The organism is Bradyrhizobium sp. LHD-71 (assembly GCF_031157255.1).
Classification (GTDB): Bacteria; Pseudomonadota; Alphaproteobacteria; order Rhizobiales; family Xanthobacteraceae; genus P52-10.
In genome coordinates this window covers 24,699-48,332 of the sequence record NZ_JAVIFX010000032.1, presented here as the reverse complement: position 1 = coordinate 48,332, position 23,634 = coordinate 24,699, and the positions used below count along the sequence as shown (strand labels likewise).

At 64.7% G+C, this 23,634-nt stretch carries 21 protein-coding genes and 2 pseudogenes; 13 read left to right on the top strand and 10 right to left on the bottom strand.

All coding sequences use genetic code 11. The annotated features are described in order from the left end of the window. Positions 1-210: 210 nt before the first annotated feature. Positions 211-2,508 carry an FdhF/YdeP family oxidoreductase gene (locus RCO31_RS28615; protein ID WP_145641611.1) on the top strand — a complete coding sequence of 766 codons (2,298 nt, stop codon included), beginning with the start codon at positions 211-213 and terminating at the stop codon, positions 2,506-2,508. Positions 2,509-2,540: 32 nt separating this feature from the next. Here RCO31_RS28615 and RCO31_RS28610 read toward each other — a convergent pair whose 3' ends face one another. The 3 genes from RCO31_RS28610 to RCO31_RS28600 all read right to left on the bottom strand — a co-directional run bounded on the left by RCO31_RS28610 (position 2,541) and on the right by RCO31_RS28600 (position 8,406). Beyond that, positions 2,541-4,001 carry a sensor histidine kinase gene (locus tag RCO31_RS28610; protein WP_145641609.1) on the bottom strand — a complete coding sequence of 487 codons (1,461 nt, stop codon included), beginning with the start codon at positions 3,999-4,001 and terminating at the stop codon, positions 2,541-2,543. A gap of 89 nt (positions 4,002-4,090) precedes the next feature. Continuing rightward, positions 4,091-7,234, bottom strand: coding sequence for an efflux RND transporter permease subunit (locus RCO31_RS28605; protein WP_145641607.1), 3,144 nt, complete (start codon positions 7,232-7,234; stop codon positions 4,091-4,093). After that, positions 7,231-8,406 (bottom strand): efflux RND transporter periplasmic adaptor subunit, encoded by a 1,176-nt coding sequence (locus RCO31_RS28600; RefSeq protein WP_145641605.1) that lies wholly within the window; start codon positions 8,404-8,406, stop codon positions 7,231-7,233. Before RCO31_RS28600 ends, RCO31_RS28605 begins: the two co-directional genes overlap by 4 nt. Positions 8,407-8,457: 51 nt before the next feature. Between RCO31_RS28600 and RCO31_RS28595 the strand changes: the two genes are divergently transcribed. After that, entirely contained in the window at positions 8,458-8,856 is a 399-nt protein-coding gene (locus tag RCO31_RS28595) for a hypothetical protein (protein WP_145641671.1), read from the top strand. A gap of 318 nt (positions 8,857-9,174) precedes the next feature. Here the strand turns inward: RCO31_RS28595 and RCO31_RS28590 are convergent, their stop codons facing one another. Then, positions 9,175-9,585, bottom strand: a complete 411-nt coding sequence (locus RCO31_RS28590; protein WP_308971734.1) for a hypothetical protein — start codon at positions 9,583-9,585, stop codon at positions 9,175-9,177. A 113-nt stretch (positions 9,586-9,698) separates the two neighbouring features. Between RCO31_RS28590 and RCO31_RS28585 the strand changes: the two genes are divergently transcribed. The 10 genes from RCO31_RS28585 to RCO31_RS28540 all read left to right on the top strand — a co-directional run bounded on the left by RCO31_RS28585 (position 9,699) and on the right by RCO31_RS28540 (position 17,672). Continuing rightward, a complete protein-coding gene (locus RCO31_RS28585) occupies positions 9,699-10,484 on the top strand; it encodes an alpha/beta hydrolase (RefSeq protein ID WP_145641599.1) in 786 nt (261 codons plus the stop codon). A 144-nt stretch (positions 10,485-10,628) separates the two neighbouring features. Further along, positions 10,629-12,275: a malonate decarboxylase subunit alpha gene (gene mdcA / locus RCO31_RS28580; protein WP_145641597.1), complete on the top strand. Its 1,647-nt coding sequence runs from the start codon at positions 10,629-10,631 to the stop codon at positions 12,273-12,275. 9 nt (positions 12,276-12,284) lie between these two features. After that, entirely contained in the window at positions 12,285-12,602 is a 318-nt protein-coding gene (gene mdcC, locus RCO31_RS28575; RefSeq protein WP_145641595.1) for a malonate decarboxylase acyl carrier protein, read from the top strand. Then, positions 12,599-13,534 (top strand): biotin-independent malonate decarboxylase subunit beta, encoded by a 936-nt coding sequence (locus RCO31_RS28570; protein ID WP_167520747.1) that lies wholly within the window; start codon positions 12,599-12,601, stop codon positions 13,532-13,534. Before mdcC ends, RCO31_RS28570 begins: the two co-directional genes overlap by 4 nt. Further along, the gene (gene mdcE, locus RCO31_RS28565; RefSeq protein WP_145641593.1) at positions 13,521-14,243 is read left to right on the top strand and encodes a biotin-independent malonate decarboxylase subunit gamma; all 723 of its coding nucleotides are present in this window, start codon (positions 13,521-13,523) and stop codon (positions 14,241-14,243) included. The genes RCO31_RS28570 and mdcE overlap by 14 nt, the downstream gene beginning before the upstream one ends. After that, entirely contained in the window at positions 14,218-14,898 is a 681-nt protein-coding gene (mdcG, locus tag RCO31_RS28560) for a malonate decarboxylase holo-[acyl-carrier-protein] synthase (RefSeq protein ID WP_167520746.1), read from the top strand. The genes mdcE and mdcG overlap by 26 nt, the downstream gene beginning before the upstream one ends. Beyond that, complete coding sequence (mdcB, locus tag RCO31_RS28555; protein WP_145641591.1) at positions 14,895-15,776, top strand: triphosphoribosyl-dephospho-CoA synthase MdcB; 882 nt, start codon at positions 14,895-14,897, stop codon at positions 15,774-15,776. Before mdcG ends, mdcB begins: the two co-directional genes overlap by 4 nt. Further along, positions 15,776-16,360 (top strand): AEC family transporter, encoded by a 585-nt coding sequence (locus RCO31_RS28550; RefSeq protein WP_231088627.1) that lies wholly within the window; start codon positions 15,776-15,778, stop codon positions 16,358-16,360. Before mdcB ends, RCO31_RS28550 begins: the two co-directional genes overlap by 1 nt. After that, the gene (locus tag RCO31_RS28545) at positions 16,332-16,724 is read left to right on the top strand and encodes an AEC family transporter (RefSeq protein ID WP_231088628.1); all 393 of its coding nucleotides are present in this window, start codon (positions 16,332-16,334) and stop codon (positions 16,722-16,724) included. The genes RCO31_RS28550 and RCO31_RS28545 overlap by 29 nt, the downstream gene beginning before the upstream one ends. 9 nt (positions 16,725-16,733) lie before the next feature. Next, positions 16,734-17,672: an acyltransferase domain-containing protein gene (locus RCO31_RS28540; RefSeq protein WP_145641589.1), complete on the top strand. Its 939-nt coding sequence runs from the start codon at positions 16,734-16,736 to the stop codon at positions 17,670-17,672. Between the two features lie 218 nt (positions 17,673-17,890). Here RCO31_RS28540 and RCO31_RS28535 read toward each other — a convergent pair whose 3' ends face one another. The 3 genes and pseudogenes from RCO31_RS28535 to RCO31_RS34795 form a co-directional block, all read right to left on the bottom strand. Next, a complete protein-coding gene (locus RCO31_RS28535; protein ID WP_308971733.1) occupies positions 17,891-18,754 on the bottom strand; it encodes a helix-turn-helix domain-containing protein in 864 nt (287 codons plus the stop codon). A 399-nt stretch (positions 18,755-19,153) separates the two neighbouring features. Then, a pseudogene (locus RCO31_RS28530) lies at positions 19,154-20,125 on the bottom strand (biotin/lipoyl-binding protein); the annotation flags it as partial. Next, a pseudogene (locus RCO31_RS34795) lies at positions 20,107-20,379 on the bottom strand (FUSC family protein); the annotation flags it as partial. The pseudogenes RCO31_RS28530 and RCO31_RS34795, both read right to left, overlap by 19 nt. Here RCO31_RS34795 and RCO31_RS28520 point away from each other — a divergent pair. Continuing rightward, a complete protein-coding gene (locus RCO31_RS28520) occupies positions 20,303-20,515 on the top strand; it encodes a hypothetical protein (RefSeq protein WP_145641583.1) in 213 nt (70 codons plus the stop codon). The pseudogene RCO31_RS34795 and the gene RCO31_RS28520 sit on opposite strands and share 77 nt — an antisense overlap. 50 nt (positions 20,516-20,565) lie before the next feature. On the opposite strand, the gene RCO31_RS28515 is transcribed toward RCO31_RS28520, so the two are convergent. From RCO31_RS28515 to RCO31_RS28505, 3 genes are all read right to left on the bottom strand, one after another. Further along, entirely contained in the window at positions 20,566-20,946 is a 381-nt protein-coding gene (locus RCO31_RS28515) for a response regulator transcription factor (protein ID WP_167520745.1), read from the bottom strand. 102 nt (positions 20,947-21,048) lie between these two features. After that, a complete protein-coding gene (locus tag RCO31_RS28510) occupies positions 21,049-21,720 on the bottom strand; it encodes a response regulator transcription factor (RefSeq protein ID WP_145641579.1) in 672 nt (223 codons plus the stop codon). Next, on the bottom strand, positions 21,717-23,627 hold the full coding sequence (locus tag RCO31_RS28505) for a PAS domain-containing sensor histidine kinase (RefSeq protein ID WP_145641577.1): 1,911 nt from the start codon (positions 23,625-23,627) through the stop codon (positions 21,717-21,719). Before RCO31_RS28505 ends, RCO31_RS28510 begins: the two co-directional genes overlap by 4 nt. Between the last annotated feature and the right edge of the window lie 7 nt (positions 23,628-23,634).

Genomic DNA, 23,634 nt, shown 5'->3' with positions numbered 1-23,634 from the left:
TTGAGCCTCCAGCGAGACTCCAGCGTCGCAGCCTAGTTTCACCCTGCCCGCCCAGCTTCCGCGAACGACGATGTTTTTTCCGGAATGCACTATCGGCCTCGGCGGGACCAAAGCTGTGCAATCGCGAAATTCGAAGTCCGATTTGAAAAGACGCCAGGGAGGCTACGATCCTTAACTGCGAGGGGAACGTCACATTCAGAGATATCGTCGATGACCAGGAAATCGGTTCGTCCCTATCATGAGCCTGCCGGAGGCTGGGGGGCGCTTAAGGCGCTCAGCGAAGCTCTGCTGGTGCAGCGGGTGCCGGTGAAGGGCGCGGCGACACTGAGCCGCATGAACCAGCCGCAGGGTTTTGATTGTCCAGGCTGCGCCTGGCCCGATCCGAAGCATACCTCGTCATTCGAGTTCTGCGAGAACGGCGGCAAGGCGATCGCCTGGGAGACGACATCCAAGCGATGCACGCCCGAGTTCTTCGCCGAGCATACCGTCACCGAGCTGTCGACCTGGAGCGACTACGATCTCGAAATGGTCGGACGGCTCACCCATCCCATGGCCTATGATGCCGCATCCGACCGCTACGTTCCGGTCACGTGGAGCGATGCGTTCGACATGATCGGCCGCGAGCTGAAGGCGCTGCCGGATCCGAACATGGCGGATTTCTATACGTCCGGACGGACCTCGAACGAGGCCGCCTTCCTCTACCAGCTGTTCGTTCGTGAATACGGCACCAACAACTTTCCCGACTGCTCCAACATGTGCCACGAGGCGACCAGCGTCGGCCTGCCGCAATCGCTCGGCGTCGGCAAGGGCACGGTTTTGCTGGAGGATTTCGACAAGGCCGATTGCATCTTCATCTTCGGCCAGAACCCGGGCACCAACAGCCCGCGGATGATGACGAGCCTGCGCAATGCCTCGCGCCGCGGCGCCTCGATCATCTCCTTCAATCCGTTCCGCGAACGGGCGCTCGAGCGTTTCCAGGCGCCGCAGAGCCCCGTCGAGATGATCACGCTGACGTCGACGAAGATCAGCTCGAAGTTATTCCAGGTGCGTGTCGGCGGTGACGTCGCCGTCCTCAAGGGCATCATGAAGATCCTGGTCGAGGCCGACGAAGCGGCTCGCGGCGCCGACCAGCCGGAGACCCTGGACTGGGACTTCATTCGTGGGCACACCACAGGCATCGAAGCGCTGATCGATGACCTCAAGCGGACGCAATGGCCCGACATCGAACGCCAGTCCGGCCTGACGCGCGAAGACATGGACTACGCCGCCAACGCCTATATGAAGTCGGAGCGCGCCATTCTCGTCTATGGCATGGGCATCACCCAGCATCAGCGCGGCGCGCACAACGTGCAGCAGATCGCCAATCTCGCACTTCTGCGCGGCAATCTCGGGCGTGAGGGCGCCGGCGTCTGTCCGGTTCGCGGTCATTCCAACGTGCAGGGCGATCGCACCGTGGGGATCACGGAAGTCCCCAAGGCGGATTTTCTCGAGCGGCTCGAACGCCACTTCGGCTTCAAGCCGCCGTCAGAGCCGGGACACAACGTCGTGACGGCCCTGGAGGCCATGATCCGCGGCGAGGTGAAGGTCTTTTTCGCCATGGGCGGCAATTTTGCCGCCGCCATTCCGGACTGGCAGGCGACGCAGGCCGCACTGCGCAAGCTCGACCTGACTGTCCATGTCTCCACCAAGCTGAACCGCAGCCATCTGATTCACGGCCGGGCCGCGCTGATCCTGCCCTGTCTCGGCCGCACCGAGATCGATGTCCAGGCGACGGGACCGCAGTCCATCTCGGTGGAAGATTCCATGTCCATGGTTCACGCTTCGGGCGGCCGCAACACGCCGGCGTCGGAGCATCTGCTCAGCGAGGTCGCGATCGTTGCCGGGGTCGCCAAGGCGACGCTCGGCGACCGCACCGTGGTGGACTGGGATGGGTTCGTTGCCGATTACGACCGCATTCGCGATGCCATCGAGGCGGTGTTCCCCATCTTCCAGGGCTACAACGCGCGGATCCGCGTTCCCGGCGGCTTCCATCTCACCTCGACGGCGAGGGAGCGGATCTGGATGACGCCATCGGGCAAGGCCAATTTCCTGGTGTTCGAGGGCTGCGGCGAGGATCCAGAGCAATGCGATCCCGATTTCCTGTGGCTCAGCACGATCCGCAGCCACGACCAGTACAACACGACGCTCTATTCGATGTCCGATCGCTATCGCGGCGTCTTCGGGCAGCGCGACGTGGTGTTCCTCAACGAATATGAGATGAAGAAGCGCGGCTTTGCCGAGGGCGACCGCGTGGACCTCATCACGGAATCGACCGATGGCGTCGAGCGCATCGTGCGCAACTTCCGGGTCGTCGGCCATTCGTTTCCGGCCGGCTGTTGTGCGGCCTATTATCCCGAGACCAATCCGCTGGTGCCGCTCTATGCCCACGATCCCATGAGCTTCACACCGTCGTTCAAGGGTGTCCCGATCCGCCTAGTGCGCTCGAGCGGCGCTGTGCCCGAGCAATAGGCCGGACGGCGTCGATCCGCCTTTGCTTCCGATCAGCCCGGATGCGTCGAGCCGGAGATCGGCAGCGTGAACCAGAACCGTGCGCCGCCCTCGGCACCTTTGCCCTCGGCATTGATCCGGCCGCCATGTGCTTCGACGATGGAGCGGCAGATCGGCAGGCCCATGCCCATGCCACTCTCCTTGGTCGTGAAGAAGCTGTCGAAGAGACGGCCTACATGCTCGGTGTCGATGCCCGGGCCGTTGTCCTCCACGGAGCAGCATATTGTGCCCGAATCGGGAGAAGTGGTGGTGATGACGATCCGGCAGCTCTCCGTGCCGGCCTGGATCATGGCCTGCATGGCGTTGATCGCCAAATTGACGATCACCTGCTGAAGCTGCGTGCGGTCGCCCAGCACAAGCGGCGTTGCCGGACCGGGGCGGTGCTGGATTGCGACGTCGTGAGACTCCAGCTCATGCCGGAGGAACAGCATGGCCTCCCGAACGACGCCGTCGAGCGAGAGCGGGATCCGCTCCGGCGCCTTTCGCGTCGCCATCCCGTGAACGCGCGCCACGATGCTCGCGGCGCGTCTGGCATCCGTGGCCGTGTTCTCGATCACCTTGCGCAACTCGGCCAGATCGGGATTGGGCCTGTTCAGCCAGCGCAGGCCGGCCGCGGCATTGGTCGTGATGGCAGCCAGCGGCTGGTTGACCTCGTGGGCGATCGAGGCGGTGAGCTCGCCGAGCATCGAGATCCGCGCAGCATGCGCGAACTCCGCCTGTACCTGCCGGAGTCTCTCCTGGGCGCGAACGCGCTGGGAAATGTCGATCGTGCCGACCAGGCTCAGTTCGAGATCATTGACGGGACCGACGCGCGCCGTCGTGAAGAGGACATCGAGGACGCGGTCGTCCCAGGTGACCATCCTGGTCTCCTCCTCGAAGTTCGTCTCGCCGCGAAAGCGGGATTCCATGGCCCGCCGGAACGTATCCGGCCGCTCCCGCCAGGTGTCGGCCATGGAGCGTCCGGCGTAATCGCCGCCGAACATCTGGATCGCCCGCTCGTTGGCCTCCTGAAATGAGAGTGCCTCCATGCAGATCTTGAGGAAATCGGGATGGGCGTCGAAATAGCTGCCGAGATCCTCGACCCCTTCGGCGCGCAACTTCCGGAACAGCACCACAAGCTTGGTGGCATCGAGCTGCCGGAGCGCGATCGGCATGCGGCTGAACAGCTGGCGATAACGTTGCTCGCTCCGCTCCAGTTCGGCGATCGCTTTGTTCCGGGCGGCGATGTCCATGACCGCCGTGACGAGCGTCAGCGTCGCAGCGAGAAAAGCAGCGACGGCGATCACCGTGAAATCGTATTCGAGCAGCAAGCAGGCGAGCGTCAACAGGCTCAAGGCGACGCTGCCCCAGGCCCACAGGAGAACGCGATTCTGCCCGGTTTGGGTCGGCAGCACGCGGTGCCACCATCGCCGGAGCTGTATGCGGTGGGGGCCATCCAGGCGTTCGGACGTCATGCGCGGACGTCTACCGCAGTGCGGAAGAGCCGTCTTTTGCGTTTCCGCAGGTTCTTTGCCAAAACGCACGACGCCGCGGTCGGATCACCTCAAGCGGATTCGTGGGTCAATCCCGTCTCTGCGTTGGTCTGGGAAGGGCTGGGCGTTTCGCTCGCTTCCGCCGTGCGTCCAGTGAACCAGTTGCCGAGCCGATCGAGATACAGATAGACCACGGGCGTCGTGTAAAGCGTCAGGATCTGCGAGAGCATCAGGCCGCCGACGATGGTGTAGCCGAGCGGCTGGCGCAATTCCGCGCCGGTGCCGGTGCCGAGCATCAGAGGTACGCCGCCAAGCAGTGCCGCCATCGTCGTCATCAGAATTGGACGGAAGCGGAGCGTACAGGCCTGGTAGATCGCCTCCTCGGGGCTCAGCCCGTGCTGGCGCTCCACGTCGAGGGCGAAGTCGACCAGCATGATTCCGTTCTTCTTGACGATGCCGATCAGGAGAATGATCCCGATGATGGCGATGACGCTGAGGTCCGTGTGGACCGCGAGCAGCAGCAGCAGTGCGCCGATGCCGGCGGATGGCAGCGTCGACAGGATCGTGATCGGATGGATCAGGCTCTCATAGAGCACGCCGAGAATGATGTAGATCACGATCAGTGCCGCCCCGATCAAAAGCGGCGTGCCTGATAGCGACGACTGGAACGCCTGCGCATTGCCCTGGAATGAGGTCGAGAGCGAAGCCGGCTTGCCGGTCTCCTTCTCGATCTTCTGGACCGCCGCCACGGCATCGCCGAGTGCAGCGCCGGGCCGCAGGTTGAACGAGATCGTGACGGAGGGAAACAGGCCCTGATGGTTGATCAGGATCGGCGCAGGCTCAATGACGCTGTGAACCAGCGTGCTGAGCGGGACCTGCTGGCCGCTGGCCGAGTTCAGGTAGATGTCCTTGAGCGCCTCGGGGCCATACTGGAACTTGGGATTGACCTCCATCACGACGTGATATTGGTTCAGCGAGGTGAACATGGTGGAGACGATGCGCTGGCCGAAGGCGTCGTCGAGGGCGTTGTCGATCGTCGTCGGAAGGATGCCGAAGCTGGAGGCGACTTCGCGATTGACGGTGACTTGCAGTCTCGGACCGGCATCGGCCTGATCGCTCGCGACGTCGGTGATGATGTCGAGCGCGCGGAGCTTCTCCAGGAAGATCGCCGACCAGTGGGTGAGCTCGTTGGAATCGGCGTCCGTCAACGTGTACTGATACTGCGCCTTCGACAGACGCGCGCCGATGGTGATGTCCTGGGCCGCCTGCATGTAGAGCGTGATGCCCTGGATGTGGGCGAGCTGCGGTCTCAGCCGGCTGATGATTTCGTCGGCGCTGGCCTTGCGTTCGGGCTTCGGCTTCAGGACGATGAAGATGCGGCCCTGATTGAGCGTCGCCGTCGGGCCGCCAGGGCCGATATAGCTGGCCACCGACTGGATGGCCGGATCCTTCGAGAGGATGCCGACGATGGCCTGCTGGCGTTCGGACATGGCCGGGAAGGAGATGTCCTGGGCGGCCTCGGTGATGCCGACGATCTGCCCGGTGTCCTGCTGCGGGAAGAAGCCCTTGGGGATGATGACGTAGAGATAGCCGGTCAGGGCGATCGTCGAGAGCATCACGAGCAGTGTCGCAAAGCGATGGCGCAGCACGACGCGAAGGCCCCGCGCATAGAGCGCAAGCAGGGCGTCGAAGCCGCACTCGAACAGGAGGTAAAGCCGGCCGTGCTTCCTGCGCGAATTGTCCTTCAGGAGGCGCGCGCACATCATCGGCGTCAGCGTGAGCGAGATGATCAGCGATAGCAGCAGCGAGGCCGTGATCGTGATGGCGAACTCCTGGAACAGCTTGCCGACATAGCCGCCCATCAGGAACAGCGGGATGAACACCGCGATCAGCGAGAAGGTGATCGAGACGATCGTGAAGCCGATCTCGCTGGAGCCCTTGAGCGCCGCCTCCATCGGCGTCATGCCCTGCTCGAGATGGCGGACGATGTTCTCGATGACCACCACGGCGTCGTCGACCACGAAGCCGACGGCGATCGACAGCGCCATCAGCGAGAGGTTGTCGAGGCTGTAGCCGAGCACATAGAGGATCGCGAATGTCCCGATCAGCGCCAGGGGAACGGTGATCGCCGGGATGACGGTGGCCCAGAAATTCCGCAGGAACAAGAATATGACCATCACCACCAAGGCGACCGTCAGCAGCAGGGTGAACTGGACGTCGGAGACGGCGGCGCGGATGGTGGCGGTGCGATCGGCCGCGATCGTCACCTTGATCGCCGGCGGAACGGAGGCTTGCAGCTGCGGCAGCAGCTTCTTGACCCGGTCGACGGTCTCGATGACGTTGGCGCCGGGAACGCGTTGGACGGCCAGAATGATGGCGGGGTCCTTGCCGTACCAGCCTGCGAGGAGATCGTTTTCGGGCGCTTCGATCGCGGTACCGACGTCGCGCAATCGCACCGGCGAGCCGTTGCGATAGGCGATGATGAGATCCTCATAGGCCGAGGGCTTGAGCAGCTGATCATTGGTGTTGAGCGTATACGTCACGCGCGGGCTGTTGAGCGTGCCCTTGGGCAGATCGACATTGGCGCCGGCAATCACGTTGCGGACGTCTTCGAGGCCGATGCCGCGGGCGGCAAGCGCCTGCGGATTGACGCGGATGCGGATCGCGGGCTTCTGCTGGCCGCCAAGTCCGACGAGGCCCACGCCCGGAACCTGCGAGATCTTGGGCAGCAGGATGTTTTCTGCATAGGCGTCCACCGTGGTCAGCGGCAGCGAATCCGAGGTCAGCGCGATCAGCATGATCGGCGTCTCCGCGGGATTCACCTTCCGGATCGTCGGCGGGTAGGGGATGTTCGGCGGCAGGAAGGGGCTGGCGGCGTTGATGGCGGCGAGCACATCGACGGCGGCGCTGTCCACCGTGCGCGAGAGCTCGAACTGCACCGTGAGCTGGGCGACGCCGAGGGCGCTGGACGAAGTGAGCTGGGTGACGCCCGGGATCTGGCTGAGCTGCTGTTCGAGGGGCGTCGCGAGAGATGAGGCGATGGTCCCTGGGTCTGCACCCGGCAATTGCGCCGAGATCTGGATCGTCGGGTAGTTGACGTTCGGGAGCGCGCCGACCGGCAGCAAGGGATAGGCCGCAAGGCCGAGCAACAGCAGGCCTGCCATCAGCAGGGCGGTTGCAATCGGCCGCAGGATGAAGGGCGCAGAGAGGTTCATGGGATTGCGTCCTGCACGGCGCTCTGCAGGTCCGCCTCACGCGCGGCCTTGCCGTGCAGTTCGTGAACGCGACTTCCCTCGGTGAGCCGGTATTGACCGTCGACCACGACGACGTCGCCCGATTTCAGCCCCTGGTCGATCAGCGCCTGACCATCGCTGATCTGCGCGACGTGAACCGGTCGCAAGGCGACCGTCTGGTCAGGGGACACCACATAAACGTAGCTGCCGTTCGGGCCCTGCTGGACCGCCGAGCCGGCCACTGTCAGCGCATCCTTCCGCACCTCCAGCAGCAGACGCGCGTTGACGAGCTGCCCCGGCCACAGTCGGTGCTCACGGTTGGGAAATTCCGCCTTGAGCTGGACGGTGCCCGTCGTTCCCGCGATCTCGTTGTTGACCAGCAGCAGCTTGCCTTCGTCCAGCTTCATCTTGTTGTCCTGGCTGTAGGCGATGACCTTCAGCGTGCCCTTGGCGGCGTGCTCCTGGATCAACGGCAGGTCTGTCTGCGGCAAGGTGAAGAGTAGCGAGATCGGCTCGATCTGGGTGACGACGACGAGGCCATTGGGATCGGTCGGATGGATCACGTTGCCGACGTCGATCTGGCGGACGCCGGTGATGCCGGGGATGGCCGAGGTCAGGCGCGTGTAGCTGAGCTGGACGTTGGCCTGGTCGATCTGCGCCTGGTCGGCCTTCACGGCTGCCTTGAGCTGAGCTACCTGGGCCGTCTGGGTGTCGATCAATTGCGGCGTCGCATAGCCCTTGTCGCCGAGCTTGTTGTAGCGCGAGAGATTGGCCTCGGCGTTCGCGAGCTGCGCCTGGTCCCTGTCGCGATTGGCGGTCAGCTGCTCGATCTGAGCCTCATAGGGGCGCGGATCGATCTGGGCGAGCAGGTCGCCGGCCTTGACGGCCTGTCCCTCGGTGAAGGCGATCTTGACGATCTGCCCCTGGATCTGGCTGCGCACCACGTCGGTGTTGTAGGCGATCACCGTGCCGATGCCGCTCAGATCGATCGGAACGTCCCTGCCCGTGACGGCGGCAGCGACCACCGGCACGGCAGCGGGCATCGAAACGGGCATGGCCGCCACCACCGGCTTGCGGTCCGCGAAGAACCACAAACCTGATCCGGCGCCGATGGCGGCGAAAGCGACGAGCGCAATGGTGAGGGGGCGTTTCACGGTGATGATCCTCGATGATGTCAGGGAAGGCCCGCGCCGTTGATCGACGGCATGCCGTTGATCGAGGTCGTGCTGTCGGTAGGGGCGGGGCTTGGCACTGGAACGGACGGGCTGATTCCGGCACCGCCGAGCTCGGTGGCGCCCAATGGAATTCCGACGCGTCCGACCGTGGTTGGCGAGGACAGCGGCAACGGAGTGGTCATGTTGCCGGTGCAAGCAGTCGACGAGGTGCCGGCAAATCCGCCACCATCGAATAATGCGCCTGGCGAAGCGGAATTTGCCGATGTCGGACAGTTCGTCATGTCTTGCCCGGGATTGAGTGGCGAAGTGCCGGGCGTTGCAATCTCGGTCGATCCCAGCGGGATACCCACGGGCCGGGTCGATTGCGTGTTGAGCGGCGACGTCGGAAGCATCCCGGGGGAGGGTTGCATTCCCGGCATCGCCGTCTGAGCGATTGCCGCAGCCGACACGAGCCAAAGGCCGGCTGCGAGCAGCATGCCTGGACGCATCGCGGCGAGCCGGTGCGATCCTGATGTCCCTACGACATGGTTCGGTGAATGCTGGTCCCGCATGGACGATTGCTCCGGCTGAATGCCGTCGAACCTTAGAAAGGTGTGCGAGCGCGGGTATTTCCAGAAAGCACGTCCCACTCCCGGCCTGCACGAACACAAGAGGTGTTTGCGTTCGGACGGCTGCGCCCTCTGTCGCACGATCAAGCGGCCGCGCGGCATTGGCAGCAGCGCGGCGTGGTTCTAACTTTTGCTTTCGCTATCTCAGAATGGCCCGCGCGTGGGCCAGTTCCCGGCGACACGCGCGCATGTCACCGATGTGATCGGCGGCACGAGCACGATCAAGCGAATCCAACGCAACCGTGAAATCGACGCCGTCACCGCTCTCGGCTTCGGCAAGGGAGCGGGGCGTCGGCTGATGGCTGCGCAGCGCGTTCAGGCTCTCCGGCTTCCAGCCGTGGGAGCCGGCATCCTTCTCAATGGCACGATCCAGCTGCACCTGAGTGCGAGCAATCTCGTCTGCGCAGGTGCCTGCAAGGGCCGACGATGCGGCGCACAGCAGAATGAGAAGTGCGATAGGGAATTTTGCGGTGGATGTCATCGGTTCGATCCTGTGCATGCGGGATGCGCGCATAGCTAGGTCGCGTTCTCGAGAATCGCGAGGGATCATTGCCACGATCGATGTGTCCGGGCGTGCGAAGTGGCAAGGACAGTTATTTGCGGAAATACGTGGGACCGGTCTCGACCTAGTGTCGCACCATTCCAACCCGGAGTGATCCCGACATGAAACCTCATAGCGCCTGCCTCGCCTTCGCCGCCGCCCTTTCGCTGTTCGCGACCGTCGACACGGCGCGCGCGGAGCCCCTGAAGAACATCGTCCTGGTGCACGGCGCCTGGGTGGATGCGTCCGGCTGGAAGCCGGTCTACGAGATCCTGACCAAGGAAGGCTTCCACGTCACCATGGTCCAGGAACCGGAAACGTCGTTCGCCGATGACGTCACGGCGGCGAAGCGGATTCTCGATCTCCAGAACGGCCCGACGCTTCTCGTCGGCCACAGCTACGGCGGCTCGATCATCACCGAAGCAGGCGTTCATCCGAGCGTCGTCGGCCTCGTCTACGTCGCCGCGCACGCCCCCGACGTCGGCGAGGACGAATCGGCGCTGGGCAAGAAGACGCCGAGCGTGCTTGGAAAGACCGAAGGCGTCATCAAGGTCACGCCCGACAAGTTCACCTATCTTGATCCCGTGCAATTCCCAAAGCTGTTCGCGCCCGATCTGCCGCGTGAGCGCGCCGAGTTCGTCGCACGCTCCCAGGTTCCGGCTGCGGCACAGGTGTTCAGCACGCCGCTCACGGCGGCGGCGTGGAAGACCAAGCCGAGCTGGGGCATCGTTGCCGGCAGCGACCAGATCATCAATCCCGATCTGGAGCGCTGGTACTACGAGCGTGCCAAGAGCCACACCACCGTCATCCCGGGCGCGAGCCACTCCGTCTACGAGTCGCATCCCAAGGAAGTGGCAGCCGTCATCACGCGGGCCGCACGCAGCCTTGATCAGCAGGCCGCGCGCTGATGACCTATTTTGCCGGTCCTGACGCACGGCCGGCGAAGGGAAGGACGGCGGGAGAGACAGCACTCCCGCCGGCCTGACTGCCTATCCCGAAAGTTTCCATCAACCGATTGAGACGACCGGCGCCAGTCGCGAGGAGCAAAGGCCATGACGAGCTGGCAGAACAACCGCGTGGCGCGTGATGCCCGCATCGCAGCGGGCGCCGCGTTGGCCCGTGGCAAGGTCGTTGAAGCCCGGGACGCCACCCGCCTGCTCGAGGCTGTGCTCCGGTCCGGTGACCGGGTCTGCCTGGAGGGCGATAACCAGAAGCAGGCCGATCTGCTCAGCCGCGCGCTGCTCGCCGTCGATCGCTCCAAGGTCAACGATCTGCACATGGTGCAGTCAGGCGTCGTTCTCCCGGAGCATCTGGACCTGTTCGACCGAGGTGTCGCGAAGAAGCTCGACTATGCCTATTCCGGGCCGCAATCGGCCCGCATCGCGCGCATGCTTTTCGGCGGCAAGATCGAGCTGGGCGCAGTTCATACCTATCTCGAACTGTTCGCCCGCTACTTCATCGATCTGACGCCGCATGTTGCGCTGATCGCCGCCGCCAGCGCCGATCGCGAGGGGAACCTCTATACCGGCCCCAATACCGAGGACACGCCGACCGTCGTGGAGGCGACGGCCTTCAAGGACGGCGTCGTGATCGCCCAAGTCAACGAGATCGTCGACCAGGTTCCGCGGGTGGACATCCCTGCGGACCGCGTCCATTTCATCGTCAAATCGGACAAGCCCTTCTTCGTGGAGCCATTGTTTACCCGCGATCCGGCCGCGATCACCGAAGGCCAGATCCTCACTGCGATGCTCGCGATCAAGGGCGTCTATGCGCCCTATGGCGTGCAGCGGCTCAATCACGGCATCGGCTTCAGCACGGCCGCGATCGAGCTCTTGCTGCCGACTTACGGCGAGCGGTTAGGACTGAAGGGCAGGATCGCGACGCATTTCGCCCTGAATCCGCATCCCGCGCTGATTCCTGCGATCGAGTCTGGTTGGGTCCGGCAGATCCACTCCTTCGGCTCGGAGGTCGGCATGGACGACTACATCCGCGCCCGATCCGACGTCTATTTCACCGGCCCCGACGGTTCGCTGCGGTCCAACCGCGCCTTTTGCCAGACCGCCGGGCTCTATGCCTGCGACATGTTCATCGGCTCGACGCTGCAGATCGATCTGCAGGGAAATTCGTCGACCGTCACCGCCTCACGCATCGCCGGATTCGGCGGCGCGCCGAACATGGGGGCGGATGCGCGCGGTCGGCGCCACCCGAGCGAGCCCTGGCTGAAGGCCGGGGCGGAGGCCGATCCCGACGGCTCGGCCCTGATGCGCCGCGGCCGCAAGCTGGTGGTGCAGATTGGCGAGACTTTTGGCGACAAGAACGTACCGCTGTTCGTCGAGAAGCTCGATGCGATCGAGCTTGCGGAGAAGCTGAAGCTCGATCTCGCGCCAGTCATGATCTATGGGGACGACGTCACGCACATCGTCACTGAAGAGGGCGTGGCCAACCTCCTGCTTTGCCGCACCGCGCTGGAGCGCGAGCAGGCGATCCGCGGTGTCGCCGGCTACACCGACGTCGGCCGAAGGCGGGATCATGCCATGGTGGCGCGTCTGCGCGAGTGCGGCGTGATCTGCCGCCCGGAGGATCTCGGCATCAATCCGCTCGATGCGGACCGCAGCCTGCTGGCGGCGCGGTCGATCAGGGATCTCGTACGCTGGTCGGGCGGGCTCTATGCGCCGCCATCGAAGTTCAGGAACTGGTGAGGACGGATCATGGAAGATCTCAGCTTTCAACACCAGGTTCGCGCCCGTGCGGATGGCACTAGGCAGAGCGCCCTTGTCGGCGTAGTCGCCTCGGGCAATCTGGAAGTGCTGGTCGAGCGCGTGTTGCCGGATGCGCAATGCTCCGTCGTGGTCAGGACCGCGGCAGTTGGCTTCGGCGACGTCTGGACCGCCGTTGTCGACGACTTCGTCGAGCGCTTTTCGCCTGGCGGACTGAAGTTCTCGATCAACGACGGCGGCGCGCGTCCCGACACGGTCTCGCTTCGGTTGGCGCAGGCGGTGCGACTGATCGCGGAGAACGGCCAATGATTGCCACGAAGGACATTGCGCCGGCCGAACGGGCCCGCAGCACCAGCTTCAATGAGGCGTCGGCGCGCACACGGCTGGAGCTGCTGCTCGATGCCGGCAGCCTCGTCGAGTTCATCGGGCCGGAGCAGCGCGAGATCAGTCCGCATCTGAAGATATTCGATCTGCCCGAGCAGTTCGACGACGGCATCGTCATCGGCCACGGCCGCCTGGATGGCGCGCCGGTGTTCGTCGCCGCGCAGGAAGGACGCTTCATGGGCGGCGCCTTCGGCGAAGTGCACGGCGCCAAGCTGACTGGGCTGCTGCGCGCGGCGCGCGAGATCGGCACGATCCCGGTCCTCATCCTGTTCGACACCGGCGGCGTCCGCTTGCAGGAGGCCAATGCCGGCGAGCTCGCCATCGCCGAGATCATGCGCGCGGTGATGGAGGCACGAAACGCCGGCGTGAAAATCATCGGCCTGATCGGCGGGCGCTCCGGCTGCTATGGCGGCGGCGGCCTGATCGCCGGCTGCTGCTCCGCGCTCGCCGTGTCGGAGCCCGGGCGCATCGCGGTCTCGGGCCCCGAGGTGATCGAGACCAATCGCGGCGTCGAGGAGTTCGACTCGCGCGACCGGGCGCTGGTCTGGCGCACCATGGGCGGCAAGCATCGGCGGCTGCTCGGCGCGGCCGATGTCTTTGCCGACGACACGGTGCAGGATTTTCGCGAGGCCGCGCTCGAACTAATCGGCTCGATCGGGGCCTTCGATCTCGATCGGCTGAAAGCAGAGCAGGTGCGGCTTGCGGACCGGTTGCGCCGCTTCGGTGCTTGCGAGGACGCCATCGACATCTGGACCGCCGAAGGCATTGCGCATGCAGAGGCGGTGCCGGAATTGCCGGCCGATCAGTTCATTGCGCTTGCCAACAGGATCGGGAGGGCCAGCCGTGACGCTCGATGAGATTATCGCTTCGCTGTTTCCCGACGGCCATCAGATCAGGAAAGATGGCGGGGTCATCGCCGGTTCGGCAAAACTGCGCGCCGGCGGCAGAATGCTCGTCATCGGCGTTACAGATCGGACCGCGCTTGGCGTCGACGAGGCGCTCAGGCTGTCCCGGCATGTCCTGGAGTCGATCGATCGGGACACGGGACCGATCCTGGTGCTGGTCGACAGCGACAGTCAGCGTATGAGCAAGCGCGACGAACTGCTCGGGCTCAACGAATTCCTGGCGCATCTGGCGAAGGTGCTGATCCATGCCGACATGCACGGACGCCCGACCATCGGCATTCTCTACGGCCACTCGGCCGCAGGGGCCCTGCTTGCAACGGGCCTTGCCACCCGCGTGCTGGTCGGACTGCCCGGCGCCAGCCCCGCGGTGATGGACCTGCCATCGATGGCGAAAGTGACCAAATTGTCGATGGAAGCCTTGGAGGAGAAGGCGGAATCGACGCCGGTCTTCGCCCCTGGTCTGTCCAATCTCGAGCAGATGGGCGCCATCCACATGATCTGGAGCGATGCCGCTCCACTCGTCGATCAATTAGAGGCGCTGCTCGCTGATATGCCGGCGGTGAATGATCGACGCGATGCGCTCGGCAAGGCGCGGGGTGGCCGGCCGAAGGCGGCCGATATTGTGGAGCGTGTTCGTGATCTCGCCCTGCAAATCCGCTGAGCGTCCGGCCGGTCGTCACGACCTCGTCTTCGTCAGCCCGAAAGGTTGGCGCGCGATGCTCGAACCGCATGGCGAACTCGCGTGCGATCCCCTCGTCCTTTACTGGGCAGAACTGGGATGGCCGACAATCAGGCGGCGTGCGCTGCCATCCGAGGCAACCGGTCTCGCGCTGGGCTTGCCGCTGCCCCCGTCCGCCGGCAAGAAGCGGCTCTCCTTTCTCGCCGGGCGCGATGACATCATCGCGGTTGCGAGACCCCCGTCGCTGAGGAAGGCGCATGCGTCCGCGCCGCCGTGCTGGCGGCCCACGCTCGATCGGCTCGAGGAGCTCGCGCTTCGGCATTCGACGCCCGCGCGCGCGTTCGGCAGCCTCGCATGGCAGGCGATGACCGGGCTTGACTACGTCACCGCGAGCTCGGATCTCGACCTCCTGTTCGAGACGCGACCCGAAACCGACCTGGATCGCCTTGTCGCCGATCTGGCGGCGATCGAGATCGAAGCCCCGATGCGGCTCGATGGCGAGCTGATGCGCGCCGATGGCGCGGCGGTGAACTGGCGCGAATTCTATGCAGGTGCGAGCGAGCTTCTGGTCAAGAGCCTCGACGGCGTGGCCCTTCTGAACAGGGACCAGTTCATCTCGGGAGCGACGGGATCATGATCACCGCAGCCTTGCGTGGCGCTGAACCGCTGGCTCCACGCCGGGCGCGACCTGCGCCCGATGTCTCGGCCATCGGCGATCTCGCTGCCGATTGTCTCGTCATGGAGCTGGAAACCTGGCCGAAGCCGGGGCTGGTGAGTCATGTCGACAAAGGCAGTCACGACGACATGGATGCGGGTACGTTTCGACGGAGCGCCGAGGCGATCAAGCCCTATCTGCAATCCCTTGCCGAGGCGGGCGCGCGCGGTTGCGGCATGGGACGGTTGCGGATCATCGGTCTCGACGCCGAGCGGGCGATGTTTGCAGCGACAGACGGCGTCAACACGCATCGCGGCGCGATCTTCGGGCTCGGCCTGTTGTGTGCGGCGGCCGGTGCGCGGGCCGGCGGGTTGGCCGATCCGGTCCTGCCGCTCGGCGACGTCGTGGCTCGCCGCTGGGGCGCCGGTATCATCGATGGTCCGCTGCTGCTGCACAGCCACGGCCGCGCCGTACGGCGCCGTTTCCATGCGGGCGGCGCCAGTCTCGAGGCGGCGAGTGGATTTCCCAGCATCTACCGGATCGGCTTGCCCGCCTTGCGGAGGGCTATGTCAGCCGTGCCAGGGGACGCGGAAGCTGCCCGGGTCGAGGCCTGCTTTGCGCTGATCGCGTCCGTCGAAGACACAAACCTGTTGCATCGGGGCGGGCTCGACGGGCTTCGCTTCGCACACCGCGCGGCGCGCCAGTTCATCGAGGCCGGCGGCGTGCGTGCGGCGGGATGGCGTGAACGCGCGCGATCGATCCATGACAGTTTCGTGGCCCGCCGTCTCAGCCCCGGTGGATCGGCAGACCTGCTCGCCATGTCGCTCTTCGTCGGTGCCGAAGAGGGAGCGGAGCGCTGATGTCCAATGCAATCCTGATGGCGCTGGTGCCGGTGTTCTTCGTCCTGCTGCTGGGATATGCCGCCGGCAGGCTTCATATCGTCGACAATCTCCACGTCGATGCGCTCAATGCGCTGGTGATGGATTTTGCCGTGCCGGCATCGCTGTTCGCGGCGACCGCATCTGCGCCGCGCAAGGAAATGATCGAGCAGATTCCGCTCTTCATCGTCCTGGCCGTGACGATGGCGCTGCTTTATGTCGCCTGGTATCTTGCCGCGCGCGGCCTGGCCAAGGTCTCGCGGCCCGATGCGTCGATCCAGGCATTGACGATCGGCTTCCCGAATCTTGCTGGCGTCGGTCTTCCGATCCTGACCTCCATCGTCGGACCGGCCGGAGTCGTTCCAGTCGCCGTCGCATTGGCGACCGGTTCGATCCTGATCAGCCCGGTGACCCTGATCATCGCGGAAATGGACACCGCCAAGGCGCGCGGCGAAAACATGGCGTTACGGCAGATCCTGACCGCCATCGGCCGCGCAATCACAAAGCCCGTGGTGCTCGCGCCCCGCGCTCGGCATCATGTTCTCGCTATCGAATGTCAGCCTTGATGCGCTCGCCCATGCGTGCCTCGCGCTGATCGGCAGCTCGGCCGCGGGCGTCGCCCTGTTCCTGACCGGCGCGATTCTGTCGGCGCACCGGTTCCAGCTGAACTTGAAGGTCGCAGCCGCAACGGTGACTGCGGACATCGTTCGGCCGCTCGCTGCCATTGCAGTCACTCATGTCGTCCCGATCTCGCCCGATACCGCGAGGACGGCCATTCTGCTTGCCGCGGTACCCTCCGGCTTTTTCGGCATCCTGTTTGCCGTCAACTATCGGTTGGATTCCGCGACGGTGGGCTCCGTGGTCATCGCGAGCACTGGCGTGAGTGCGATCACGCTGGCGATCGCGATTGCCATGCTCTTTCCTAGCTAGGCCGCAACCATGACGCTGGCGATCCTGTGTGCGGGACAAGGCAGGCAGCACCGCGACATGTTCGCTCTGACCGGCGATGTGCCGGAGGCTGCGCACCTGTTTCCGCACGCGGCGACATTGCTGGGCGCCAGCGATCCGCGCGCGTTCGTGCGCAGCGAAACCGATGAAGCTCTGCATCGCAACCGCGCCGGCCAGATCCTATGCACCTTGCAGGCGCTGGCCGCGTCGGCAGCGCTCGCAGCTTCCATTCCGAACGGCGCCATCGTCGCAGGCTATAGTGTCGGCGAGGTCGCGGCCTGGGGCGTCGGCGGTCTGTTTGAACCACCGGATACGCTCAACATCGTGGCGCGCCGGGCAGAAGCCATGGATGCGGCCACGCGCGCCGGCGACGGACTGGTCTTTGTGCGCGGACTCTCGCGCGGCGACGTCGACCGGCTTTGCGAGCGCTACGGTGCGGCGATCGCCATCGTCAATCCGGGCGATGCCTTCGTGATCGGCGGCAGCCGCGAGGCGTTGAACGGGATCGCCGTGGCTGCAAGGGCGATGCATGGGCCAAGAATCGTCGATCTGCCTGTCGAGGTCGCCTCCCACACGCAACGGCTCGCTGCGGCATCGGCCGAATTTCGCGACATCCTGCGATCAGCATGTGTGGAGTTCCCGCCGGCCGGCGGTGCGCGTGTCCTGAGCGGCATCGACGGCGCGCCCATCGCTTCCGCGGAAACCGGTCTCGACAAGCTCGCCGCGCAGATCTCGCAAACCGTGCAATGGGAGAGCTGCCTGCAGGCCTGTCTGGAGGCGGGCGCCACGGCGTTCCTGGAGCTTGGGCCGGGACATGCGCTGAGCGCGATGGTCAGGGGCATCCGGCCCGATCTGCCGGCACATTCGCTGGATGATTTCAGGAGTCTTGAGGGTGTGCGCACTTGGCTTTCGCGTCATCTCGGCGACTAGACCATTCCGTCAATTCCTTCAGGTCTCGAACGTCGCGCGCGAGCCGCCGAAAAAAAGGGGGCCGTCCTCCTTGGGGAAGAGGACGGCCCTAATGCTCGTAGGCCTGGGAGGAAAGGCGCGAGCCGTGACTTGGGGTCTTAGTCACTAACACCTGCAGCATCGCCGATCGGGTGGAGGAAGTATTTCAAGTAAGAAGGTTGTTTCTCATTTCGCATGATTCACGACAGCGTAGCCGGAAGAACGTGAGACACGGCCTTGCGTCCCGAAGCTGGATCGTCGCCGGCCGGCGCCGGCGAGACCAGCGCGTTCCGGCTGGCGCATCGCCAGCGAGCCGGGGTATTCCCCGTAATCCGCTTGAAGACGGTGGAGAAATGCGCCTGCGTGCAGAAGCCGACCGCCAACGCCACCTCGGCCAGGGACGTCTCGGAGTTCAGCAGCAGGGTTTTCGCCTGCTCGATGCGCTGATGCAGCAGGTATTCGCGCGGCCGATATCCGGTTGCGGCCCGGAACTGCGCCGCAAAATGCATCCGCGATAACCCCGCGACGCCGGCAAGGTCCGATAGGCTGATGCAGTGGTCGAAATGCGTCCTGACATAGTCCTCGATGCGGCGCAGACGCCATTTCGGCAGAGCGTTGACCTTCGTGCGTGGGACTTCGCGCCGGGCCAGATGCATTGCCAGGGTTTGAGCGATGCAGCGCGCGAAGTCCGGATCGACCAGATGGTCACGCTCGGTCAGCGCCTTTGCGAGCTGGTCGGCGAACGGGTCGCGCAGCAGAATGAGGTCGTTCAGCTCGTCGGACCTGACCGATCGCTTTCCCGTTCCCAGCGACGGCAGACATTTGGCCGGAACGTGGAAGTGCAGGAAATCGCATGGCGCATGGAACTGTGCGCTAAGCAGCTTCGACGGCGCGCCGACATAGAGCGTGCCGGCAGGCATGATGCCGTCGAATAGGGTTAGGGCGCCTCTGGTCAGCTTGAGGCGAGTCGTCTTCAGGGCGATGGCGAAGAAGTAGCGGTCGGCAGGCGTCGTCGCTTCCTCCCGCCACATCGTCGTCTGCGTGGAGGTCCAACGCGAGATCATAATGTCCTCGCGCCCATTGCCAGTTCGTCGCTCGGGCTGGCGCCATCGTCGCTCGTGGGGAAATGCGCGGGGGTCCCGAGGAAGATCCGGTTCGTGCGGGCTGGGTTGATACGTCAACCGGGCGCCCGCCGCTTGCATTTCGGTGAACATCGCTCGTCCCGTCCTTGATACAACTGCCGCCGCGACTGCAGCTGTCATTCGTCCATGTCGAACGATAGGTCTGAAGACGTCACAAGGCTCGTTAGAGTTGCTTAAATCGTGTTAGATTTTGCGAATGCAGCGGCTGCGGCCGGAGATCGCAAGGCGGATGTTTACGCAAGTAAATCAATGGCTTGCGTGGAATCCAATCTCTCGTCACGCGTGCGGCTTCGATTTAGGATTGTTGTGCGGCGTCTTTATTCAGGGCAGCCGAGGCGAAGCATCGATGCCGGGCGTGAGACCCGGCGCGAGCATTGCCGCCGACGGGATCGGGGGCACCCGGGCATAGGGAAGTGCGCTGACCTGGGCAGGTTGTTGGGGCGCAGATTGGAGGCAATCCCGGCGCGGTGGCTCGCCAGCGCCGAGCACGTCGAAGATCGGATTCACCAGCGCAGCACCGAAGCGTCGGGTCCAGCTTTGCCGATCATCCGCGCTGGGTTGCCGGATCGTCACCGTGGCGGTCATGCCGGAGACGAGCGGCACGTCCACCGGCACCGTGTCGATGGCGAGGCGAACGGGAACACGCTGTGCAAGCCGCACCCAGGTGTAAATCGGGTCGACATTGGGCAGGCCTTGCGTGCCGGCCGCGGCGTTCGACACGCTCACGCCGCGCGTCACGGTCTTCACGTGTCCGATGATAGGCCTGGAATAGCCGATGAGCTGCGCCTCCGCGCGATCGCCGACGCAGACGCACGCCATCTTGGTCTCTTCAAAATAGCCGTCGATCCAGAAGCTGTTGGAATCGATGACGGAGATATTGCTCACACCTGTTGTCGCATAGTCACCCACGCGCAGCAGCAGGTTGGTGACGTAGCCGTCGACTGGGCTGACCACATTGGTCCGCTTCAGGTTCAGCTCCGCCTGTGCGAGCTGATGCGCCGCAGCCTCGAACGCAGCTTTCGCCTGCGCTGCATTGCCGGCAAAGATCTGCTGCTCCTCCGGCGTTGTGGCTAGGTCCGACAGGTGCTGGCGACGGTCGAACTCGGCCTGCTTCACCTCCAGATCCGCCGCCCGCTGGTCGACTAGCGCCTTGTCGATGCGGACGGCGACGTCGAAGTCGAAGGGATCGATGACGTAGAGGACGTCGCCCTTGTGGACGAACTGGTTGTCGGCCACCCGCAGCTCCACGATCTTGCCCGAGATCTGCGGTGCGACGCCAGCAGCAGACCGCCGGTCTGCGAGAACACGCCAGCGATCGCAATCGATGCCGCCACGCCGATAGCTGTCGCGACCAGCCGGTAGCCGGCCTTTTCCATGCCTTGGCCGCGCGTGGGCAGCGCCAGCACCGCGACGGTCAGCGCCGCCGAGGATGGCGATTCGAGCTCAAGCCAAAAGCTCACATAGAGCTCAATGGGCATTGCCAGCCAGAGCCGCAGCGCGAAAGCCCAGGAACTCGCCGGAAAGCCGGCGAAGACCGATGGTCGCATCTCGGCGACGGCACTGCCGGAGTTCACTTGCATTGCGCAGCATCCCTTCGGCGGCGAAGGTGGTACCGCCAATGTCGTGACGTCGCGCGATTATGAAGCTTGCGCTATGGCCGGTATTTCCGGGCCATCAATCTGATTGCCGGAATGCACGTTGGGCATCTGGCCGGCGCGCTCATGACACGGCGACTAATGCGTTGCGTCACCCGCCAGCGCTTCTTCGAGGCAGCGGATGATCTCGTCGCCGCTCGAGGGCTTGCCGAGATAGCAATGCGCGCCTGCCGCCATCACGCGCTGGCGGACGGTCTCGCTGGGAAACGCCGTCATGAAGATGATCGGGAAACGGCGGCCAGAGGCAACCAGCTGCGCCTGCAACTCGTCACCGGTCATGGCCGGCATCTGGACGTCGGCGATCATGCATTCCGGATCGTTTCCCGGCGGTTGCCGCAGGAAATCGACCCCGGATTCATAGGCATGCGCCTCATAGCCGAGCGAACGCACCAGGCTCGTGAGCGAGGTGCGAACGCCTTCGTCGTCGTCCACGATCGCAATCACCGGGGTCTTGCCCATTGGCACACATCCTGGCCGCGGTGTTCCGCAAGGAGGGAATCTCCCATTTGCGCGGCCGATGGCACCTTATATGACCGCGGAGGAGCCTTGCCGAAACTATACTCAGGTTTGGTCCGTAGTCCTGCGGGTCTGGGAAACCCCGAGCGCCTCGGCCTTGCGAACGAGGTCGGCCAGCGACTTAACGCCCATCTTGCGCATGACGTTCCCGCGGTGGATCTTGACCGTGATCTCGCTCAGGCCGATCAGGCCGGCGACCTGCTTGTTCATCAACCCGGCGGTAACATGGCCCATGACCTCGCGCTCGCGTGCAGTCAAGGTCTCGTATTGAGCCCGGATATCCTCCTTCGCCGCGGCTTCGGCACGATGCTGCGCGTCGCGCTCGAGCGCCGCGGTCACGGCGTCGAGCATGTCCTGGTCGCGAAACGGCTTGGAGAGGAAGTCGATCGCGCCGGCCTTCATGGCGCGCACCGACATGGGTATGTCGCCATGGCCGGTCATGAAGATGATGGGATAGTTGATGCCTTGGCGGGTCAACTGGCCCTGGAGGTCGAGCCCGCTCACGCCCGGGAGCCTGACGTCCAACACGATGCATCCGGGGCCGTCAGGCAGCGTACTGCCAAGCAGTTCGGCCGGTGAACCGAAAAGGCGTGTCTCCAGACCGACGGACCTGAACAGGCTGTCGAGCGAGGCGCGAATGCCCGCGTCGTCATCGACGATGATGACGACTGAACTGGAGGGGGTGGCCGGCGGATGCGCTTGGCTTGGTCGTGTCATGGCGAGGCGTGCTGTTGGCTGAATGGCAGTGTCAGGCGGAATGTCGCTCCCGAGCCGGGGATGCTCTCTGCCGACAACTGGCCGCCATGAGCTTCCACCGTCGTTCGGCAGATCGCAAGTCCCATGCCCATTCCGCCGTGCTTGGTTGTAAAGAACGGATCGAACAGGCGCGGCAGGTCGTCAGGGCTGATGCCGGGGCCGCTGTCCTGCACCGTGATGACGATGCTCTCCCCATCGGCGGTGCCGGTGCGCAGCGTGACGATGCGGGAACCGGATTGGCCCGACATGGCCTGGCCGGCATTGATCAGCAGATTGACGAGCACCTGTTGGAGTTGGATCCGGTCGCCACGGATCGGCGGCAAGCCAGGTTCCGTCTCGATGGCGAGGACGATGTCGTCCTTTGCGAACTCGCGCGCCACGAGGGAGGTGGCTTCCTCGATGATCTCGCTGATCTGCAGCTGATCCTTCTGGGGCGGTGCCTTCTTGAGGAAATTGCGGATGCGGGCCACGATCTCACTGGCTCGCCGGCCCTGAGCGACAACGTGGCCCATCGTGGTCGCGACCTCCTTCAGATCGGGCACGTCGCGCCGCAGCCACCGCAGGCCGGCTTCGCCGCTGGTGACGATCGCTGCCAGCGGCTGGTTCACTTCGTGGGCAATAGAGGCGCTGATCTCGCCCAAGGTGGCGACGCGTGCCGCATGCGCGAGGTCCGCTTGCGCGGCGAGCAGCGCATCCTGCGCTTGCCTGCGCTCGGTGATGTCGATGACGAAGGCGAGCACGTTACGATCTCCATCCGGCTCAGCCGGAAAGGTGATCGTGAACAGCACGGGGACCTTTCGTCCGTCCAGCCTGACGATCTCGGTCTCGCCTTCGTAAAATGGCTCGCCTTCGGCGAATGCCAGCAATGCGCCGAGGAAGCTGCGGTCATTCTGGCCGAGGAGTTTGTCGACATTGGCGATGAAGGCCGAAGAGCCATCCGCGCCCGCCATCTTCTGCATGGCCGGATTGACATCGGTGATTCTGGCGAGCCGGCGGGCGGAGCGGACGATATCGGGATGTCGTGCCAGATGATCGCGCAGGCCAGCGCCGCCGGTGTCCAGCGCCTTCAGCGCGGCGCGTACGTCGGTCCAGTCCTCCTCCACGACACCGATCCGGCTTGCGTCGAACATCCGGCGGTATCGCTGCTCGCTCTGCACCAGCGCGCTGTGCGCCGCCACGCGATCCGTGACGTCGGTGTGCGTTTCGAGCACGCCGACCGGCTTGCCGAGATGGTCGTGCTGCACGGCCCAGCGCGCATCGACCGCAAGTGTGGCACCGTCCTTCGTGCGCTGCTCCACTCTGCCTTCCCAGCGGCCGGTCTCGAGCAGAACACGCTCGATTGCCTCTCGCTTGTCGGGATAGCTGGTCCGCAGCAACGCGTCGGCGGACCGCCCCAGCGCATCGTCTGACGGCCAGCCATAGGTCTGCTCCGCAGCCTTGTTCCAGAAGCTGATCATGCCGGCGCGATCGCGGACGAAGATCATGTCATGCGAGAGGTTGAGCAGGCGCGCCTGCGCCGCCAGGCGATTGGTTGCGGCATGATTCTGCAGCGCCAGCAGCGTGGTGATGGCAATGGCCGCAAGGCTCACCACGGCACGAAGGGCCGGCGAGGCGATGTGCTGGAGATCATGCGAGAGCAGATAGGCCGTGATCGTCAGCACCGCGCAGCCGCTCGCCGCGACCACGATGTCATTGCGCCGGTTCGTCCGCGCAGCGAGCAGGATCGCAACGACGTAGAGAACGGCGACCGCGCCTTCGAGCGGCGTCAGGACATCGATGAGGAAAACCGCGAGGGCGAGGATTGCGGACCAGAACCGCAGGCCTGCGCGGCTCACGGAAGAGCCCGTAACCCGATCAGGAGTCGTCATCGTCGCT

Bases quoted from the DNA above. Each gene is read 5' to 3' on its own strand.
- RCO31_RS28545 (WP_231088628.1), top strand. From the start codon at position 16,332: ATGTTCTCGCTATCGAATGTCAGCCTTGATGCGCTCGCCCATGCGTGC.
- RCO31_RS28615 (WP_145641611.1), top strand. From the start codon at position 211: ATGACCAGGAAATCGGTTCGTCCCTATCATGAGCCTGCCGGAGGCTGG.
- RCO31_RS28590 (WP_308971734.1), bottom strand. From the start codon at position 9,585: ATGATCCCTCGCGATTCTCGAGAACGCGACCTAGCTATGCGCGCATCC.
- RCO31_RS28520 (WP_145641583.1), top strand. From the start codon at position 20,303: ATGGGCATTGCCAGCCAGAGCCGCAGCGCGAAAGCCCAGGAACTCGCC.
- mdcA (WP_145641597.1), top strand. From the start codon at position 10,629: ATGACGAGCTGGCAGAACAACCGCGTGGCGCGTGATGCCCGCATCGCA.
- RCO31_RS28610 (WP_145641609.1), bottom strand. From the start codon at position 4,001: ATGACGTCCGAACGCCTGGATGGCCCCCACCGCATACAGCTCCGGCGA.
- RCO31_RS28510 (WP_145641579.1), bottom strand. From the start codon at position 21,720: ATGACACGACCAAGCCAAGCGCATCCGCCGGCCACCCCCTCCAGTTCA.
- mdcB (WP_145641591.1), top strand. From the start codon at position 14,895: ATGATCACCGCAGCCTTGCGTGGCGCTGAACCGCTGGCTCCACGCCGG.
- RCO31_RS28505 (WP_145641577.1), bottom strand. From the start codon at position 23,627: ATGACGACTCCTGATCGGGTTACGGGCTCTTCCGTGAGCCGCGCAGGC.
- RCO31_RS28595 (WP_145641671.1), top strand. From the start codon at position 8,458: ATGCCGTTGATCGAGGTCGTGCTGTCGGTAGGGGCGGGGCTTGGCACT.
- RCO31_RS28515 (WP_167520745.1), bottom strand. From the start codon at position 20,946: ATGGGCAAGACCCCGGTGATTGCGATCGTGGACGACGACGAAGGCGTT.
- RCO31_RS28605 (WP_145641607.1), bottom strand. From the start codon at position 7,234: ATGAACCTCTCTGCGCCCTTCATCCTGCGGCCGATTGCAACCGCCCTG.
- RCO31_RS28535 (WP_308971733.1), bottom strand. From the start codon at position 18,754: ATGATCTCGCGTTGGACCTCCACGCAGACGACGATGTGGCGGGAGGAA.
- RCO31_RS28585 (WP_145641599.1), top strand. From the start codon at position 9,699: ATGAAACCTCATAGCGCCTGCCTCGCCTTCGCCGCCGCCCTTTCGCTG.
- mdcC (WP_145641595.1), top strand. From the start codon at position 12,285: ATGGAAGATCTCAGCTTTCAACACCAGGTTCGCGCCCGTGCGGATGGC.
- RCO31_RS28540 (WP_145641589.1), top strand. From the start codon at position 16,734: ATGACGCTGGCGATCCTGTGTGCGGGACAAGGCAGGCAGCACCGCGAC.
- RCO31_RS28550 (WP_231088627.1), top strand. From the start codon at position 15,776: ATGTCCAATGCAATCCTGATGGCGCTGGTGCCGGTGTTCTTCGTCCTG.
- RCO31_RS28570 (WP_167520747.1), top strand. From the start codon at position 12,599: ATGATTGCCACGAAGGACATTGCGCCGGCCGAACGGGCCCGCAGCACC.